A 19,305-nucleotide genomic window follows, 5' to 3' on the forward strand; every position below is an offset into this window, starting at 1 on the left:
TTGTATAGTTAGAAGAGATGCCTAATGACTGTTTAATCCACAGTTATTAGGCTTTTCTGATATGCAATAGTATCACAAGTAGGTGGATATTCATAAATGAAAATAAGAAAGAATTGCAAATAAGTAAACTAATTGGGCTATCTGGTTTCATTTTGGAGTAGAATTGAAATATCATTTACTATAGAATAATAGAAAATGATATTTTTTGTCATTTATAGTACATAATTTACATCTAGATTTACTAGAAATATAGGGCTAGATATAAATTATTAGTGTGAATATAAATGATTAAATCAATCAAATTGTACTTATATTTATAGGAAGATGGTGGACAACTATGCACAACTATAAACCATATCATAAGCGCCTATTAACTGGTGCTATCATGAGCTGGATGACTTGTTCATGCTATTTATTAGGGGGGGTAGCACCTGTACAAGCTGAGGGTGCTGTGTATGTAACAGCTGATAAAGCCCATGAAGAGGCTAAATACAACTCACAACAAGTGAGTATTATTACTAAAAAGGACATTGAGCAAAAACAAGCAAAGTCATTAGAAGATATCATCTTCACTGAAAGCGGTGTATCTCGTACTGTGGATTCCATGGGTCGTGTAGGTGTATCCATCCGTGGTGCTGAAGCTCGACATACGTTAATCTTAGTAGATGGCCAAGCCGTATTAGGCGACTTGGCTAAGTTCAGCGGTGCCGCTGACGAAGTGATGCGTTTGGGTACAGAAAATGTAGAACGTATCGAAATTGTACAAGGATCTGCCAGCGCTAAATATGGTTCTGATGCTATCGGTGGTGTTATCAATATTATCACGAAAAAAGCAGCGAAAAAGCCAACCATCCAAATCAATGGTGAAGGGTCTCGTGCAAAAGGTGGTGCCACAGGATATGGCAATTCCAATTTCTTTTTACGTGCCGATTCGGGTAGTCTAGGCAAACTACGGGTTGCTATATCTGGCAGTAAAAGAGATATTATGCCTGTTCTTGCTACAAGAGAACGGCGTGACACAGGAGATAAGCTAGAAGGAGATTTTAAACCGAATGCCCTTCGCTTTTATGGTGATACATCTGACATTGGATTGAATGCCACTTACGATATTAGTAAAAATCATAATATTCAATTGCGGTTGAATCGCTTCACAGAAGATTTAGTACGTGATATTAAAAACACTACATCTCCATTGGAGCCTCAACGCCATTTCAAACGAGATAGTAAACGTAATACATTGAACATGATTTGGAACGGTCGTAGCGGCGTCAGCGATTGGAAACTAGAGGTAAATCATTCTCGTATTAATGAAAATGATATTTCCCTCATTAACTATACGGGTCGTTCCGCCTATGAAGGTAAAAATGAATTGCGCTACATTGATGATGTAGACCATCGACAAACGGATATTAGATTCAATGCGAATACTGCTATTGGGGATAAGCACACATTAAGTTGGGGCCTTGCCAATACCTACGAAACAGGATCGGGTAGTCGATTAAAAAGTTCCCCTAACACAAGAACTCGCTACATTGATGCCTGGGATTATGATAAAAATTTACTCGTAGCAGGAGTAGACCGGTTAGAACGGAGACCTGGGGATAAAAGTTTACGTGTGTACTCTCATATTCATGATTATAAATTTAAACCAAGTAAGGAAGGTCTTCCAATTTGGGATAAAAATTATGAATACTATGGGTATTCTGATGAGAAAGATATTCCGCCTATTACATATGAGTATTTCCGAGAACATAATTTGGAAAAAGCGGGAGAACCAAGTGAAGTCTGGAATGACTTGGAAAAGGATTATGGAGTCACTGATGAAGACTGGAGAAAAATAGTCGAATTTAATAAAGCTTTAAAGAAAGAGAATAACCTTCAAGGTGCCTCCTCAGTATATGTTAAATACTTTACTCAAGGAGAGTCTGTAGACCCTGCAGAACGAGCAAAAGCGCCTAAATATAAAGGTGTTAAGTTCTTGGAAAAATACCGTGAACGAGATCAACGGATAACGGAAGGTGAAGGGGCGATTCGGAAACGCAATTTCTACTTAGCCGATGCATGGCAAGTGAATAAAGATTTACTAGTGCAACCAACAATTCGTTTGGATCAAAGTAGTTTATTTGGCAATCACTTTTCTTGGAATCTAGGGGCTACGTATAATGTGAACTCCAATGCTCACCGTCGCTTAAAAGCCAATATTGGTACAGGTTATTCTGAACCTGGTATGGGTGAACTATGGTATAATTGGCAAATGTTCGCATCTACACCAGTTGCTATAGGGGCAGCTAAAATGGGATGGTATTGGGCAGGTAATCCAAATCTAAAACCAGAAGTATCCAAAAATATTGACCTAAGCTTTGAAGGAGAAGGAAAAAATGACTATGCCAGAGTAGGTCTTTTCCACAATCGTATCCGCAATTATATGTCCGTATATTTTACAGGTAAATTACAAGATTGGGCTCCACAATTATCTAAAGAAGATAAATGGATGCAAGCACCAGATTTAATTTATAGTTTTAAAAATATTGGTAAAGCACAAATTACAGGTCTTCAATTGGAGTGGAAACATAAATTTGGTTCTAAATGGAGTACACGCTTTGGTTGGACACGATTACAAGCCTTAAATCAATCTGACCCAACAATGCCACATCATTTATTAGACCGCCCAACGAATAAGATTGATTTTGGTATTACCTTTGAAACGAAAAAATGGAATGCTCAAATCTGGGCAGACTATTATCATAAAATGTTAGATAGTAATACGCAAAAAAACAAGTCCAACTATTGGATTTCTGGACTTGATGAAGATAGTGCAGTTTTCAATGTATCCAATGAATATGAAGAAAAATCCTATGGCACTTGGAATGCTATGATTCAACGTAAATTCGATAAAGATTCACTCATCTATTTTGGTATTAATAATATCTTTAACCATCGTGATGATGATAGAGCTACTCAATCCAGAGTGTATCGTTTTGGTATGAACATCAAATTTGGATCCAGTGGAACGGATTCCAATGCAAATGGCGAAAAGAAACAAAGTATTGGTAAAATTGAAGTGAAAACTATTGTTACCGTCGTAGGTGATGATATGGGTCACATGCATCCATTCTTGGAACGCCCATTTGATAAAACTAAGAAACAAGGCGTTACAGTCATTGGTGATTATCGAACACGGTTGATGGCTCATGGTGGTTCTGAACGTCCGCAATCCTTATACACAAGCACATCCTATGTGGGTAATGCGGCCTACAACTTACAAGACAAGAAAGAACATGGCTTGGAACAACGTGTGCGTGTAGGGGTAGATGCTCGTATCAATGATAATACAAATGTAAAACTTATAGCCAGTGCAAGTGGTGCGAAAGGTGTAGATACGACAAGTACGACAGTTACATCCCAAGGATTTAATCACCAACGTATTGATCAATTAGACGTCACAAGAGGTGGGACTAAATGGGACTTCTCTATTGGTCGTCTTTCAGAATCCATAGGTACCACTGGATATTGGTTTAGTAAAACATTTGATGGACTTCGTGCGGTGTGGACAGATGATCGCAACCAATTCCGTGCTGGCATTGGATCCTTTAAAGGAAGTACTGGAGTTACAGACTCTGCCTATAACCACAGTACATATGCTACGTATTTCAGAGCACCTACATTAGATGAATTTATTGGTTTAAATACACAAATTTATAATACAACTAATGAAGGTATCTATGGTAATGAGTGGAAGAATCCTATAAAAGAAGTGGATGGCAAAAAAGTGGCTCAAGAAGGTTCATTTATGGACATCTATCGAAAAGAGTTTAAGGGTAAAAATGAAAACCTATTCTTTATGGAACAGTTAAGTGAAATTGAGCATACTATGGCAACGGCAACTGAAGAAGAAAAGATGATGAAAAAAGTAGAAATACTTCGTCGAATGGCTGAAATTGTTGGGCAAGCATATCCAGAATTAGTTAAAAATAACTATGTTGCATATAAAACAGAAAAGCCAAACACCACAGTTAACGTTTTATATGAAGTAGAGGATTCAAAAGGAAATAAAACATATATGGAAGCGGATATGTCTTTGTATTCTCCAGAACCTCAATATAGTCCATCCTTAATTAAGAAAAATGATCCTGAAAAAGAATTTAAAGAAGAAAGAAATCGTGTATTATCAGATATTAATCTTAAACAGTTGAAAGAGGTTAATTCAAAATTTGGTTTACCATTATCAGATGCGGCAGGTTTGTCTAAAGATTATATTGATGCAAATGCAGAACGACTAAAAGAAGGATATGCTGCTGCTGCTGAATGGGTGGCGAAAAGACATTGGAATGAAATTTATAAATATGATAGAGACCAAAAAGATATTCCAATAAAAGATGCGGGCGTATTTAGTTATAGTGAGGATGGACATTATAAAAGTATTAGTTCATCCTCACCAGAGGCAAAAAATTTAACTAGCCCAGTAAGTGATTTTAACTTTAAACGAGTAGTAAAAGTGTATACTAAAGGATCTTATGTTCCTAATAAAGGGAGTAAGATGGATGAAGTTGACATCATTAATACATTGAAAGCTGCTAGCTTTAATCCTATTGATAGTGATAAAGCAACTGGAAAACTTCCATATATTGCAGAAAAATATGTACGTGAATTAATCAGAGTTCTTCAAGGTTCCGAACAAGGTAACACCTTACCTCGTGAAGCCCTAGAAAAAGTAATTGGCAAACCAATTAAAATGACGGGTTTAAAACTTGAACGTGATGTGATTCCGGCTATTGATAAAGCCATCTTCGCACAATATAAAACGAAGGTAAACTCTCGATTGGGTATTCAAGCTTGGTTCTTACATTCCATCAAGGATAGAAATCTATCTTTACAAGCAGGTCACTTAAAAACTAAGATGGTAACTCACACAGGTATTACGGGATATGAAACAGATTGGGGTGGACTTCCTGATCCCGATAGTCCTATTTATGGAGATGTAACTACAGAAGTGCCAGATATGACAAATGATGTACATACTACTAATGGTATCGCCAATGTATTCGGCATCGGCTTCCAGTACCAATTAGGTAATACAGGGTTGTTATCCTTTGATTATGGTCAAAACCGAACTGACTTCGGTCGTTATATGAACGGTCATACCATCTTTGATCATGTGCCGAATACAGCAGACTTTACGGTAAAAGGTCATTCCATGGGTGGTACTCCACACTTCTGGACAGCACGTCTCGACATTGGACAATCTGATTACACGGTACCAGGCAGCTGGAACGCCTTCATCGATTACAAATATTTCCAACATGGTTCCTTCTTCGGTGGCAATGGTACAGGTGCTGTACCTGATCGTTATCTCGATGGTATCCGCAGCTTCACATTGGGTGGTGGATATGTTCCTCGCAAAGATTTCTTAATCGAAGCATTCTACACATTCGATGCCAAAGGTATTGGACAACGTGATACATTATACGGTGGAGAAAACTTTAAATTAGGTAACTACACTCGTATTCAAGGTACGTACAAGTTCTAGTACAATTTAACACAAAATCTTATATACTTTGACCTATGGTTATGTATGACTATACAGGAAGATAGACTGGCTTTCAGTATATAAAGATGTATGATAGAGGATAGTTAACGATACAAGTTAGCTATCCTCTATTACTATGTTATGTGTGTCAGTATGGGAATGTATATCTTAAGATTTATCCTACATTACATTGAGATGCAAAAATTGTCTATTAGAGTGTAAAAATTACATTGGAATGCAAAAAATAATTTATTTTAGACGAAGATTGCATTTGAATGCAATCTTAGGTAAAATTATAGTAAAGATTGCATCGTAATGTATTTTTGTAAGATACTGAGAAACTAAGTGATACTTTCATCGTATTGAAAGGTATCACAAATGATAGAGGAGTAGGCATGAAGCTAATTAATAGGGAAATGTATGTACAGTTTCTAAGAAATCATAGAGAAAAGCATGTTATAAAAATTGTGTCTGGTGTACGTAGATGTGGTAAATCAACTCTATTTTATCTCTTTCAACAAGAGTTACTACAAGAAGGGGTAAAGGAAAACCAAATCATTGCCATTAACTTTGAAGATTTGGAATACAGGGATTTAACGGATTATATACAGTTGTATGAATACATAAAGTCTAAGATAGTTCCTAATCAACAAATGTATATATTTTTGGATGAGGTCCAACATGTGCAAGGGTTCGAACGTGTAGTGGATAGTTTTTATATTAAAGATAATGTAGATATCTATATTACCGGACCTAATGCGTACTTTATGTCTTCAGAGATGGCTACCTTATTAGCGGGTCGGTATGTTCAGTTAGATATGTTACCTTTATCATTTAAAGAATTTTTTGAAGCATATAAAGATACAACCAATCTATCTTTGAATGGTTTGTATCGTCTATTTATAGAGCAAAGTGGTTTCCCAGGGACACTAGAATATGTTGGTCATGATGAAATGCTGCGTACCTATTTAGAAGGTATAGTCAATTCTGTAGTGTTGAAAGATGTTATGACCCGCTTAAAGGGAAGCGATATTTTAATATTAGAAAGTATTATTCGGTATATTGCTGCCAATGTGGGAAGTTTATTAACGCCTAAAAAAATAGCTGATTCTCTTACTAGTATGGGTAGAAAGGTAGATAGTCGTACTGTAGAAAGGTATATGGCAGCCCTGCGAGATGCATTATTAATTTATGAAGCTACTAGATTTGATGTGCGGGGGAAGGAATTGCTTAGATTATATTCTAAATTTTATTTAGTTGATCCTGGGTTGAGAACATTTTTCGTACCTAACACAGGACGAGATACAGGTCACATTCTTGAAAATGTGGTGTATTTAGAATTATTACGCCGAGGCTACACGGTTCATGTCGGTATCCTAAAAAATGGTGAAATAGATTTTGTAGCTCAGAAACATGGACTATTTGAGTATTATCAAGTGAGTCAAAGTGTGTTAGATCCTACTACGTTAGATAGAGAACTAGCTCCTTTATTTGAGGTGAAAGATTATCATCCGAAATTTTTGCTTACCTTGGATGAGATTAATAGCAATGCATCCTATGAGGGAATACAACAAAAAAATGTGCTAGAATGGCTGTTGGAATAGGTGTTTTTAAATATGGAGTAAACGTATTAAAATATATCTTATATAAGGGTGACAAGTGAAAGAAGAAATAACAAAAGAAGTTCAAGAATCAACAGGCGTGATTCGTTATGTTTGGATTCTATTAGGCGCTATTAGCTTTGGCTTAGGATCGTTGGGAATTGTATTACCTTTATTGCCGACGGTACCATTTTATTTATTTGCTGTATTTTGTTTTGCTAGAGGTTCTAAACGATTCCATGAAAAGTTTGTAAACTCTAAGCTCTATGCAAACTATGTAGAACCGTTTAAAAATAAAAGTGGCATGCCACTGCGCACTAAGATTAATATTTTAGTGTCTGTGTCTATTTTATTGGGCATTGGTGCTTATGGTATGCGCAATATGCCTGTAGCATTATACGTTATGGGCGCTGTATGGATAGGTCATGTCATTGCTCTTGCGTTTATTGTGAAAACGGCACCAGCAGAAGCTAAAGTAGAGCAATAGGTATTTTAGTAGTGCAAGTGTATCATGTTTATATAAAACTGAATATGGTGTACACATACGGATAGAATATTTGTATTAGCCAAATCATGAATGAATGCTCATCGTGATTTGGCTTTTATTGTATTGTGCTTATGTGGTATAGTAGTAGCAACCATAAACATGTCTAAAGATAACTTAGTCATGGGGGATTGGTAAATATTATTTTATAGATTCTATAGTTACCATACATAGTGAGTATTACGAGCTATTGGTTACGGGTGATTCGATATACTTGATGTCATATGCTTTTTTGTGAAAATAAATAATGGCAGTGATACATGGCTGTGTCTATGTATAGATTATAATTAGGAGCGGAAGACTATGAAATTAAAGCCACAAGGGCCTATACAAGGAGAACGATGTGCTATTTGTGTTCCTATTGTAGGACCGTCGATGGAAGATATACTTTCACAGGTGCAAGAGGCAGTGCAAGCAAAGGTAGACCTTATCGAATTGCGTCCAGATATGTGGATGAAAGATTCCCATATATCTGAGGAAGAGTACATACCAACAATAGTAAATTTAGTAGAAGAAGTGCATTCTAAATATGAAAAGATACCTGTGTTGTTTACATGGCGAACGATAGGTGAAGGTGGAGAAACGCCGTTATGTAGTGATAATTACATCAAATTATTACAAGCGATTGTGGATCAAGACTTGGTGCAAGCCATCGATGTAGAATTATTTGCCTACACAGAGGAAATTGGTAGTATCATGAAGGAAGCCCATCACCAAGGGATACAAACGGTGATGAGTTATCACAACTTTCATAGTACACCAGACATAGAAACATTACATGTCTACGCAGAACGCATGGTATCTGTGGATGCACAAGTGATTAAGTTTGCACTCATGCCAACCACAAATGATGATGTACTTTCAGTACTACAATTTACAAAAGAATTAACGGAACGGTATCCACAGTTGCCACGCATAACCATGTCTATGGGACAATTAGGGCAGATGACACGCACCTGTGGACATGTGTTTGGGAACTGTTTGACCTTTGGTACATTGGGACAAGCATCGGCACCTGGACAGGTAGAGGTGGCGGTTTTACAGCAATTGTTATGAGATTAACTATCGCTGAATAGTTTAGTATGCTTTATATTGTCTCTAAAAATTCTGTGGTAACCTGCTTTGAGATACGGTATACTTAAGATAATAGATAATTCATAATAGGAGACATAGTATGGAAACAACAAGTATTGGCGTAGGGCGTGCTGCATTACATATTGCCATTTCTGAAAGCCGAACAGAAGAGATGGCATTACGGAAAGACTTTGAAGTACAAGGCATTCATAGCTGTGCCGTCGATTTTGGAGGGGCTTTCACGGAGATTATTCCTAAAATCATTGAACGGGCTGTGGTTGCTGCGGAACGACAAGGTTTAATTGCTAGTGACCATGTGAGTAAGGGGGCTGTGGTTGGTGCTACGGCACAAGCTTTGGAGCAGTTGAAAAATAAATGTGTGGGGCTTAATGTGGGCGGTAAGGTTGGCATTGCCCGTAGTCAAGAACATTTAAGTGTAGCTATTTATTTGGGCGTAGGTGTATTGCATTTGGATGAGATTGCTGTGGCTATGGCACATCGAGCTGTCCCAAATCTGTAGAAGTGCTATAAATTTATTACCAGATTTGGTATAATATTTTTTAGAGTTTATAGACAATAGCTAATCATTTTGGAGGTAACTATGAGTCAATTCGATTGGAAAGTATTAGATCGTAATTACGAAGATGTCATTTATGAAACATATAATGGAATTGCTAAAATTACGATTAATCGTCCAGAAGTTCGTAATGCATTCCGTCCTAAAACAGTGATGGAGTTAATTGACGCTTTCACCATTGCTCGTGAAGATGCAGAAGTAGGCGTTATTATCTTGACTGGCGCTAATCATGGTCAAGGAGAAGATAAAGAAGCATTCTGCTCCGGTGGCGACCAACGTGTTCGTGGTGATGGCGGTTATGTAGGGGATGACAAAATTCCTCGTTTAAACGTGTTGGATTTGCAACATTTAATCCGCATCACTCCAAAACCTGTTATTGCTATGGTTAACGGTTTTGCTATTGGTGGTGGTCATGTATTACACATCGTGTGTGACCTTTCCATCGCCTCTGAAAATGCAAAATTTGGTCAAACAGGCCCTCGTGTAGGTTCCTTCGACGCTGGTTACGGTGCTGGTTACTTAGCTCGTTTAGTAGGCCATAAAAAAGCTCGTGAAATCTGGTTCTTATGCCGTCAATATTCTGCCAAAGAAGCATTAGACATGGGTCTTGTGAACACTGTGGTTCCATTTGATCAATTAGAAGCAGAAACAGTGAAATGGTGTGAAGAGATTCTTCAATTATCTCCAATGGCACTTCGTTTCTTGAAAGCCTCCTTCAATGCGGATACAGATGGTCTAGCTGGTTTACAACAATTTGCAGGGGATGCGACGTTATTGTTCTACACAACAGACGAAGGTAAAGAAGGTCGCGATGCATTTAAAGAAAAACGTAAACCTGATTTCAAACAATTCCCTAAATTCCCTTAATGGCTTAGGTTATGAAGTGGTTATATGAACGGGCACAGACACATAGAGATACGTACTTTTTAAACGAACTTACCTATGGAGATGTGTTGACTGTAACAATAGCTACAGCAAAACGACTCGCTCCTCATCTTCGAGGGGAGAGTCGTATTGCTTTATGGGCAGAAAACTCTGTATCCATGGCGATACATCTATTTGCGTTATCTACATTGGGCATCGAAACGGTTTTGCTGAATACGAACCTAACAGAACGAGAAGTAACGGAACAGATGGAAAGCACTGGAGTTCACACCTTGCTAATGTCGGAAAAAATGGCACAGGTCTTGCGAACGCAAAAGGGAATATGTGACATCTTAGAACTTGATAGATCGTTATCCATAGAAAGAAAGGGAGAACTTCAATATATTTGTTTTCCTTCATCACTGAATTACCCTTCTAATTCTGTGACTTCCACATTGTACGATAAGGATCATAGTAGAGAAACAGTCTACGGTTCAGACACTGTCATTGTTGATAATGGTGCCTTGGTTGCTGGAAATAAGTTGAAAATTACTGATGTAATACGAGAAGAGAATACAATACTTGTAAATGAATTGGATAAAGTCACTATTGGCACCAACTCATGGGGGAATAGACCTGATTGTGTTCATGATTTTGAAAGTACTATACATAGTCAAATAGAATGGAATCCATTCAATGACACAGTATTTTGCATTATCAACACGAGTGCTACAACGGGGAAATTCAAATCAGTACCTGTGCGATGGTCGCAGATTGAGGCTCATGTGAAAGCCTCTGCTAAAGTGCTAGGCGTGAAAGAAGATGACAATTGGCTTGTAGTATTGCCTATGTTCCATGTCAGCGGTTTATCTATTATTTTGCGTACTTTGTATAATGGTACGAGAGCGACGATTCGTGAAAAGTTCTCGGAACAAGTCGTACTAGAGGCATTAGAAACAGAAGATGTCACTATGGTGTCATTGGTGCCCACTGTCTTGCAACGCATAGTAGACCGCATAGAAGCACCAGCTTTACGGGCTATCTTATTAGGTGGCGAGTTTATTCCCATGCCACTGTTACAAGAGTGCGTTAAGCGAGAGTTGCCGGTGTATAAGACGTATGGCATGTCAGAAACTTTTGCACAAAGTACGACCTTCAGTATTCGAGATTATCCAAATAAATTAGCCTCTGTAGGATATCCTTTAGAAGGTGTTACTATTGACATTCGAAATCCCGATGAAGAAGGAGTAGGAGAAGTGTGGCTTTCATCTCCCATGTTGATGAAAGGTTACCTTAACAAAGAGCCGATTCACGGGGCTTTCAATACAGATGATATTGGTTACGTAGATGACGATGGATTTTTGTATCTTTTGAACCGCAGAAAAGACATCATCATTTCTGGGGGCGAGAATATTTATCCTAAGGAAATCGAGGATGTCCTATATGGAATGGATGGTATTCTGGAATGTGCCGTCATCCCCGTATCGGATTCTAAATGGGGACAAGTGCCTGTCTTGTGCGTGGTAACAAATTGTTCGGAAGATGAGATTAGAGAATATCTATTGAATCGCTTAGCAAAATACAAAATGCCGAAACGTATGATATATTTCGAGACCTTGCCGAAGAACAGTATGGGGAAAATTTTACGGCAAGAATTGATTAACAAAGTAGAAAGGGCATAGTATGAAGGAGACCTCTTTATTAGAACAATTACAGATAGAGACATTCCATTGCGCTGGACAAGCCTTTCAAAGTCGAATGAAGCTTTCAGCATTTCATGCACAGCCCTTTGGATTCGTCAACGGTGGCGTGTACCTTGCCTATGGAGAAGCATTGGCAGGTATGGCATCCAATGCGATATTGGCGCAAGAAATGACGGCGCCTAGTGAAAGTGGCACAGATTCAGAACCTATTAGACAAAAAGTAGCGGTAGGTCAATCGGTGACGGCTAATCATGTGAAATCGAAACGATGTGACGGCTTTGTAGTAGCGCGTGGCCAATTGTTACACCAAGGCGGACGTAATCATGTGTGGACTATTAATATCTTTGATGAAGAAGATCAATTGTTGTCTCATATGACGGTGACTAATAGTATCATTAATGTGTGAGAAATTATGTCTATTGGTGAGAATTTATGTATAACACGATGTTATCATACCATCCATGTTAATTATATTAGAGTATTCATATATAGATTGGTAGTACACCGTTAAATCCTCATATCTTTTATTGTCAGTGATTAGCTCAATAGTATCCATAGATAGATGGGTAGTAAACCGTTACACTTTATAAATAAGTAGCACATGGAAACATAAGTCTGAATAGAATTAATTTGTTATACATATTTGTATTGACTAGAAAGGAGGTGCGCCTCTTATGAAAATAGATATTATATCTTTGTTCCCAGTGTTTTTTGATGCCTTTTTCACACATTCCATCATCAAACGTGCCTTACAGGCGAATCGATTGGATATGAAAGTGACAAACCCAAGGGAGTTTTCTCATAGCAAGCATGGGCAAGTGGATGATACTCCTTATGGCGGTGGCGCTGGTATGCTTATGAAAGCACCTCCTCTCTTTGAAGCTGTGGAACATGTATTGCAGATGCCGATAGAAGAACATCGTAATACAAAGGCGAATCACAAACGCCATGTTGTGTTTATGGGACCTACGGGGACACCATTCACACAAGAAAAAGCACGAGAATTAGCCACCTATGAGCAACTTGTCATCGTCTGCGGTCATTACGAAGGGGTGGATTACAGAGTAGAAGAACACTTAGTGGATGAAACTATATCTATTGGAGATTATGTGTTAACGGGCGGTGAATTACCAGCCATGGTGGTAGCCGATGCAGTGGCTCGTATGATTCCTGGTGTGTTAGGAGCTACATCGGGAGCCATAGAAGACTCCTTTTATCATCCTGTACTTGAGTGCCCACAATATACGAAACCACAAGAATACAGAGGTATGACGGTGCCAGATATATTGTTGAGTGGTCATCATAAACATATTGAGCAATGGCGGCTAGAAGAATCGTTGAAACGGACTGCTTTACTACGAAATGATTTGCTCAAACGAGAATTAACCGTAGATGAAATTAAGGCACTGAAAAGAGTACTAGATAGAGTTGATTCTGTAGAGGAACAACAAATACTTTCAAAATTGGTAGAACAGCCTACTTTCACAAAGGAAAAGAGGAAATAAATGGCGAATTTATATATTGGACTCGTTCATTATCCCATTATGAATAAACATGGTGAAGTGATCACGACGGCCATCACGAACTACGATATCCACGATATTGCCAGAGCATCTACAACCTATGATGTGGAACGGTATTTTATCATTCACAATGTGCCGAGCCAACGTGAATTGGCAGAAACTGTAATGAGTCACTGGAAAACGGGATTTGGCAGTACTTACAATCCAGACCGTAAAGATGCTTTCAAACATGTGGAGCTAGTCAATTCCATTCGACAAGCCATCGACATGGTGACGGAATTAGAAGGACAGACGCCAATCGTGTGTACTACGGATGCACGGACCTATGATAATACCATTACCTATGCGTCGCTCCGTACATCACTTGAAAGTGAGAGCCGTCCTGTGGTAGTATTATTTGGAACGGGGTATGGTATGACGAAGGAAACAATGGAAGATTTCGATTATATCTTAGAACCCATCTATGGACATGGTGAGTACAATCACCTTTCAGTTCGTAGTGCCGTATCAATTATATTAGACCGCTTACGAGGCGAAGCGTGGTGGAATAAATAGGAGGACAGTATGTCAGGACATTCTAAATGGTCAAATATTAAACATAGAAAAGGTAAAAATGATGCGTTAAAAGCAAAAATTACCACAAAAATTAGCCGTGAAATCACAGTGGCTGTCAAAGCTGGTGGTACAGATCCAACCGGCAATATGCGTTTGAAATTGGCATTACAAAAAGCTCGTGAAAATAATATTCCGAAAGATAATATCCAACGTGCCATCGATAAAGGTGCTGGTGCTGGTGATGCGAACAACTACGAAGAAATTATCTATGAAGGATACGGCCCAGGTGGCGCTGCCATCCTTGTAGAAGTGATGACAGATAACCGCAACCGTGCCGCAGCAGACGTTCGTCACGCCTTCTCCAAACGTGGTGGCAACCTAGGTGAAAGTGGCTCCGTCAATTGGATGTTCAAACGCAAAGGTGTATTTGTCATTCCTCAAGAAGGCAATGATGAAGAAACATTGACTTTATTGGCTCTTGACGCTGGCGCAGAAGATATCAAAGTAGAAGACGATGTATTCGTTATCTATACATTACCAGATGATTACGATACGGTAGAAGCTGCCTTAGCAGAAGCGTCTATCGCTACAGATATGGCACAAATCACAATGGTTCCAGATACAAATATGGAATTAACAGGTGATGACGCAGTGAATATGCAACGAGTACTAGACATGTTGGAAGACTTGGATGATGTACAAGATGTGTATCATAATTCAATTCTCAATATTGAGTAGTTAGAGATGTGATAAAGTAGCACTCTACAAAGGTTTTTGAGAGTGCTACTTTTATCAATTATGCCTTAAAAATGGCAAAAAATAAAACGGTTGCACAACCGTTGCACAACCTTTTCATATGAAAGATATTACAGAGAGTAGAATAAATATAAAAAATGTCTAAATTTACATATCTAATTATTGGGGATTATTTTAACAATTCATGGTAATTAGATTATTTGTGATGTAAAGAATGTTTAGATGATTTTATTTCTGTCTGGATAAGCAAATTAAAAAATTTTAACTAAAGAGCATTAATGAAAGAGCACAGCTATAAAAAGCTGTGCTTTTTTATTTTATAGAACGATTTAAGGTTTTCTCTATACAAAATGACTAATGCGTACTACAATTACATTAAGAAAGGTGTTGGTAATTATGGATAGCCAATATAAGGATAATCAGTTTTGTATCACTGTAGAGTATGAAAAGTTGGAATCAAATCCAGAACAAATCTTTTTAGGGATAGCAAAACTAATAGAAGGGTTACAGTATACAGATAAACAACTAGTTGGGTGTATTGCGAAAGATATAGAGCCAGTTGTATTACTAGATAATATCGAACAAGGTTCTATTAAGATATTTTTGCGCTCCGTTATTGAGTCTTTACCTGATGAAGGACTAGAAAAATGTGATATTAAACGTATCATAGGAGCATTCTTGGTGAAAGCAAAGTATGCTATATTGAAGGCCACGAGTCAGAATGAACCAATACAAACTCATCAATTAGATCAATTAGAAAAAGAAATTGATGCATATGCGCAGGATACAGGTACAAGTACATTGGGATGCTATACTCAAGTAGATAGAGAAAGTATTATCACTAGTATGGCAAGGATTACGGACGCTGTTGATACAATGAGACCAAGTGATCGTGTTAAATTTGAAGCGGAAATAGGTGGTAGTGTACAAACTATCTCAATCCCCAAAGAGTTACAAGTGGATGATAGTGTAACTGATTCATTGGCTAAACATGAAGAAATTAACCAGGATACCTTTATTTTAAAAATACACAAGGTAGATTTTATGGGAAACTCTAAGTGGGAATTTAGGTTAGGAAAAAGTAAAATTTCTGCACATATAGAAGATGAAGAGTGGCTAAAGAGATATAAAACAGGAAAAGTTATACTAGTTCCTGGTGACTCACTAAAAGTATTAATGGAAGTAAAAATGCAGTATGGAAAAGGTTATGATTTAATTTGTACCTTATTTAAAATTATTAAAGTACTTGATGTCATACATACAGAAGAGCCAATAGAGGAAAACTTATTTTAAATGTAAAAAGCACAGCCTAAAAAGCTGTGCTATTTTTTTGTAGTATCACAAATATAAAAATTTGACAATTAACAACTAATGAATTATAATTAACAAGCGAGTTAAAAAAGGTTTGTAGGTATGTTTATTTGTAAGGAGTGTAAATTGTGGTTACGGAGTATGGAAAGCTATTAAGGAAAATAAGGATAGACCATGATGAGATATTGAAAGACATGGCTGGTAAGTTAGAAATTACATCAGCGTATTTATCATCAATTGAAAATGGTAAGCGTCCGATTCCTGTTAATATGACAAGAACAATTGTTGCTGAATATGACTTAGATGATTTAATGGAATGTAATTTATTCGCAGCAGAAGATAGCATTAAAAAAAATGTAGAAATTAATTTGAATACAGCAAATCAATCTCAGAAGACTGTAGTCTTATCTTTAGCAAGACAATTTGAACAGCTAACTGATGAGCAACTTGAGAAAATCCGCCAAATTTTAGAAGAGTAGGTGATGTAATATATGGCAGGCTTGTATGTAAAACCTCTAACATTAAATGATATTCGTAAAATATGTAGTAAGATAAGAAAACTATTAGGTATTCCAGTAGATGAGCCTATAGATATCGTAAGACTATTGGAACATAAGCTTCATTCATTAGGAATAGAGTTTGAAATTGTTCCTGAATCAGAATTAGGCATGAGACATGGAGAATCTATTTTAGGACAAAAGATAATACGAATACGAGAGGATGTGTACAATAGAGCCTGTGAAGGTCATGGTCGAGACAGACTTACAATAGCGCATGAGTTAGGGCACATAATATTACATCAAAAAGAAGATATAGTTCTTACAAGAAGCGAAGGTACGATTCCACCATATATGGATCCAGAATGGCAAGCGAATGCATTTGCAGGAGAATTACTAGCTCCATTCCAATATATAAAACATATGGACATACTTGATATATCAACACAGTATGGAGTTAGTATAGAGGCGGCTTCAGTTCAAAAGAATAGGAGGAAATAAATGATAAGAATAAAAAAACAGCCACCAAGTGGCTGATTACTTGGGGCTGTGCAGTGGAATCTATGTTGGATTCCAAAATCTGAACGTAAATGTGTCAGACTAAAATAAATATAAGCAATTTCATTTTAGCATTTACATAACGATTTTGCAACAGCCCAGAAAGGAGTATCCCATGTGGATTTGTTGCAAAAGCTATACAAATCGATGGGGCAAGCTTATGGTAGCCAGTGATTACGGCTATACATGCTGGCGTTTTTGGGTCCCATCCAAGAAAAAACGAGACTCTTAAGATAACTTAAGGCACATAGTGAGACAGTAAGCTATCAGCTGACAATAGCATACTACACGAAGAAAGCCACCGTATTATGCGGTGGCCTTTTTTTTGTTATTCAACCATACTCATCATTTCCTCAGTAAATGTTACAGGTAATGTATTGACGGCATCAAGGAATTGTTTTCTTGTCTTATGAGTATATACGTCACTAGTTACATCTCCAGTATGTGTATGACCTACAATTGATTTAAGAATATAAATATCCATATCTACATTGCGTGCCAGGGTGATGAATGTATGTCGTGTGTCATGTGGTTTATGCTTAGATAATCCTAAGGATTCACATAAGCGCTCTATAGGTCTTGATAGACGTGTAGGGATTAATTTAGGGGGAAGTAATGTGTCTGAACGTGAGAAATGTGCTTTGCTGTAAATCTCTTTTACAAAGGGCATAATACAATCAGCTAAAGGAATCATACGATCTTTACCAGCAGCTGTTTTTGAACCACCAATTACATATTGTTCCTTTAGATTTACATTCTCTAGTTTCACCTGGTATAGCTCAACAGGTCTCATTCCAGTATAGATATAAATTAATATGACACGTACAAGGATATCATCTGTATGTTGCCATAATATGGAAATCTCCTCTGGTGTAAATGGTTTATGTATGTTTGATTTAACGGCAGGAGGAAGTGTTATGTCCAGGGCATAGTTCTTTGTGATAATATCATTTTTAATAGCTTCTTTGAAAGCACCATTGATAGCTTTATAAATAGCATCATGGGAAGAACGTCCTAAATGTTTGTATTGATCGATAATGTTCTGTAAGTGAATTAATCGAATGTCTTTGATAGGCATGGACCATATACTGGAAAGTTTGGGTTTCACAGCTTCAAACTTTCCTTTTTTTATATCTACACCCTGTCGTTCTTTTTCTAATAACATCCAGTCCCAACATTGATAGAAAGGAACTGTATCACGATGCACTTTCATAGGGTCGTAGACATAATTAGCGATGGCATCGTAGGCTTCCTTTTGTGTAGCAAAAGTCCCTATCGTTTTGCGTATAGTTTTGCCATTGCTATCTTGTCCAAGAAATACCATAGCACGATAGGGCTTGCGTAATTTCTTGTGTTTCATCTTATAAACAGAACCAGTTCCGTTTGCGCGTTTCATTGCCATAATATGACTCCTATATACCTAAATAAAAAAGGGACTAAGTCATCCGCAGATAACCTAGTCCCCACAGTGTTCCCTCGGGTTCACTGTTTACTCGTTGTGAAGATAGTGTACTACGGATAGGGAAAAAAATCAATTATTTATAAGAATTTGACGGTGTCAAGTTTTTGTTGGAAAAATAATTACCTAGCTTTAAAAGAGGGTTCCTCGTCACTAAAGAATCCTGCGTCCACCATGTTTAATTGCTTGTAACCATCCATTGCTTTTCTTTTCTACACCTGGGATTCCAGTTCTAGGTGTGGGCGAATATGTAATATATGGATATGGCTTCCGCTGTTTCCTAGCAGCTACTTTTACAGAAGATAGAATCTTAGCCGTTTCTACACCATTGAAATAATTGAAGTTATCGCCTCTGTATGCTTTCATCACGAACTCTTGGATAGATTCATTGTTATCGGCTAGTACACGTAGCTTAGCGATCATTTGAGCCCCTTTTTCGCTCCAACCTAGTGGACGCGAGCTTAATCGTGCAGATAAAATATGACTCACATGTGCTTCTGTACTGCTACGAATCTCAGGTCTAAGCAGGCTAGCCCGTGCGTAATCCCATTGGTTCTCAATGTACGTAGCACCTTCTACAATCTGTTTCATACGATGTGGATAGGTTTCTTTCATTGTTTCTACATAGGATTCAAATCTTGCTTTATCATTAGTCTCTAAACTTGCAAACACCTCTTTCCGGCTTCGTTTTCCACATATCTTTGTCATATATTTAAATAGATGAAATCTATCTAAAATAAACTCACTATTTGGAAG

16 protein-coding genes are annotated in these 19,305 nt (G+C 37.5%); 14 read left to right on the forward strand and 2 right to left on the reverse strand.

The window, feature by feature from the left end; all coding sequences use genetic code 11:
- Positions 1-337: 337 nt before the first annotated feature.
- The 14 genes from EO125_RS01985 (at position 338) to EO125_RS02050 (ending at position 17,033) form a co-directional block, all read left to right on the forward strand.
- Positions 338-5,527, forward strand: a complete 5,190-nt coding sequence (locus EO125_RS01985) for a TonB-dependent siderophore receptor (RefSeq protein WP_127147412.1) — start codon at positions 338-340, stop codon at positions 5,525-5,527.
- Positions 5,528-5,922: 395 nt separating this feature from the next.
- Entirely contained in the window at positions 5,923-7,131 is a 1,209-nt protein-coding gene (locus EO125_RS01990) for an ATP-binding protein (protein ID WP_127147413.1), read from the forward strand.
- Between the two features lie 55 nt (positions 7,132-7,186).
- A complete protein-coding gene (locus EO125_RS01995) occupies positions 7,187-7,615 on the forward strand; it encodes a YbaN family protein (RefSeq protein WP_127147414.1) in 429 nt (142 codons plus the stop codon).
- 360 nt (positions 7,616-7,975) lie between these two features.
- Positions 7,976-8,728: a type I 3-dehydroquinate dehydratase gene (aroD, locus tag EO125_RS02000; RefSeq protein WP_127147415.1), complete on the forward strand. Its 753-nt coding sequence runs from the start codon at positions 7,976-7,978 to the stop codon at positions 8,726-8,728.
- Positions 8,729-8,846: 118 nt separating this feature from the next.
- Positions 8,847-9,266, forward strand: a complete 420-nt coding sequence (locus tag EO125_RS02005; protein ID WP_127147416.1) for a HutP family protein — start codon at positions 8,847-8,849, stop codon at positions 9,264-9,266.
- Between the two features lie 81 nt (positions 9,267-9,347).
- Positions 9,348-10,190 (forward strand): 1,4-dihydroxy-2-naphthoyl-CoA synthase, encoded by an 843-nt coding sequence (gene menB, locus EO125_RS02010; RefSeq protein WP_126937465.1) that lies wholly within the window; start codon positions 9,348-9,350, stop codon positions 10,188-10,190.
- Positions 10,191-10,201: 11 nt separating this feature from the next.
- Entirely contained in the window at positions 10,202-11,869 is a 1,668-nt protein-coding gene (gene menE, locus EO125_RS02015) for an o-succinylbenzoate--CoA ligase (protein WP_127147417.1), read from the forward strand.
- Between the two features lies 1 nt (position 11,870).
- Positions 11,871-12,296: a PaaI family thioesterase gene (locus EO125_RS02020; protein WP_127147418.1), complete on the forward strand. Its 426-nt coding sequence runs from the start codon at positions 11,871-11,873 to the stop codon at positions 12,294-12,296.
- Positions 12,297-12,564: 268 nt separating this feature from the next.
- A complete protein-coding gene (gene trmD, locus EO125_RS02025) occupies positions 12,565-13,395 on the forward strand; it encodes a tRNA (guanosine(37)-N1)-methyltransferase TrmD (RefSeq protein WP_127147419.1) in 831 nt (276 codons plus the stop codon).
- A complete protein-coding gene (locus EO125_RS02030; protein WP_127147420.1) occupies positions 13,396-13,968 on the forward strand; it encodes an RNA methyltransferase in 573 nt (190 codons plus the stop codon). It begins immediately after the preceding gene.
- A gap of 9 nt (positions 13,969-13,977) precedes the next feature.
- On the forward strand, positions 13,978-14,706 hold the full coding sequence (locus EO125_RS02035; RefSeq protein ID WP_127147421.1) for a YebC/PmpR family DNA-binding transcriptional regulator: 729 nt from the start codon (positions 13,978-13,980) through the stop codon (positions 14,704-14,706).
- 414 nt (positions 14,707-15,120) lie between these two features.
- On the forward strand, positions 15,121-16,017 hold the full coding sequence (locus EO125_RS02040; protein ID WP_127147422.1) for a hypothetical protein: 897 nt from the start codon (positions 15,121-15,123) through the stop codon (positions 16,015-16,017).
- A 146-nt stretch (positions 16,018-16,163) separates the two neighbouring features.
- The gene (locus EO125_RS02045) at positions 16,164-16,514 is read left to right on the forward strand and encodes a helix-turn-helix transcriptional regulator (RefSeq protein WP_127147423.1); all 351 of its coding nucleotides are present in this window, start codon (positions 16,164-16,166) and stop codon (positions 16,512-16,514) included.
- Between the two features lie 12 nt (positions 16,515-16,526).
- Positions 16,527-17,033 carry an ImmA/IrrE family metallo-endopeptidase gene (locus tag EO125_RS02050; protein ID WP_127147424.1) on the forward strand — a complete coding sequence of 169 codons (507 nt, stop codon included), beginning with the start codon at positions 16,527-16,529 and terminating at the stop codon, positions 17,031-17,033.
- 385 nt (positions 17,034-17,418) lie between these two features.
- Here EO125_RS02050 and EO125_RS02055 read toward each other — a convergent pair whose 3' ends face one another.
- Both EO125_RS02055 and EO125_RS02060 read right to left on the reverse strand, forming a co-directional pair.
- Entirely contained in the window at positions 17,419-18,492 is a 1,074-nt protein-coding gene (locus EO125_RS02055; protein WP_127147425.1) for a tyrosine-type recombinase/integrase, read from the reverse strand.
- A 210-nt stretch (positions 18,493-18,702) separates the two neighbouring features.
- Positions 18,703-19,305 (reverse strand): UPF0236 family transposase-like protein (locus EO125_RS02060; RefSeq protein WP_206168342.1); only part of this gene is annotated, 603 nt, incomplete at its 5' end.

It is taken from the genome of Veillonella sp. VA139, from assembly GCF_003992005.1.
In the GTDB taxonomy this organism is placed as follows: Bacteria; Bacillota; Negativicutes; order Veillonellales; family Veillonellaceae; genus F0422.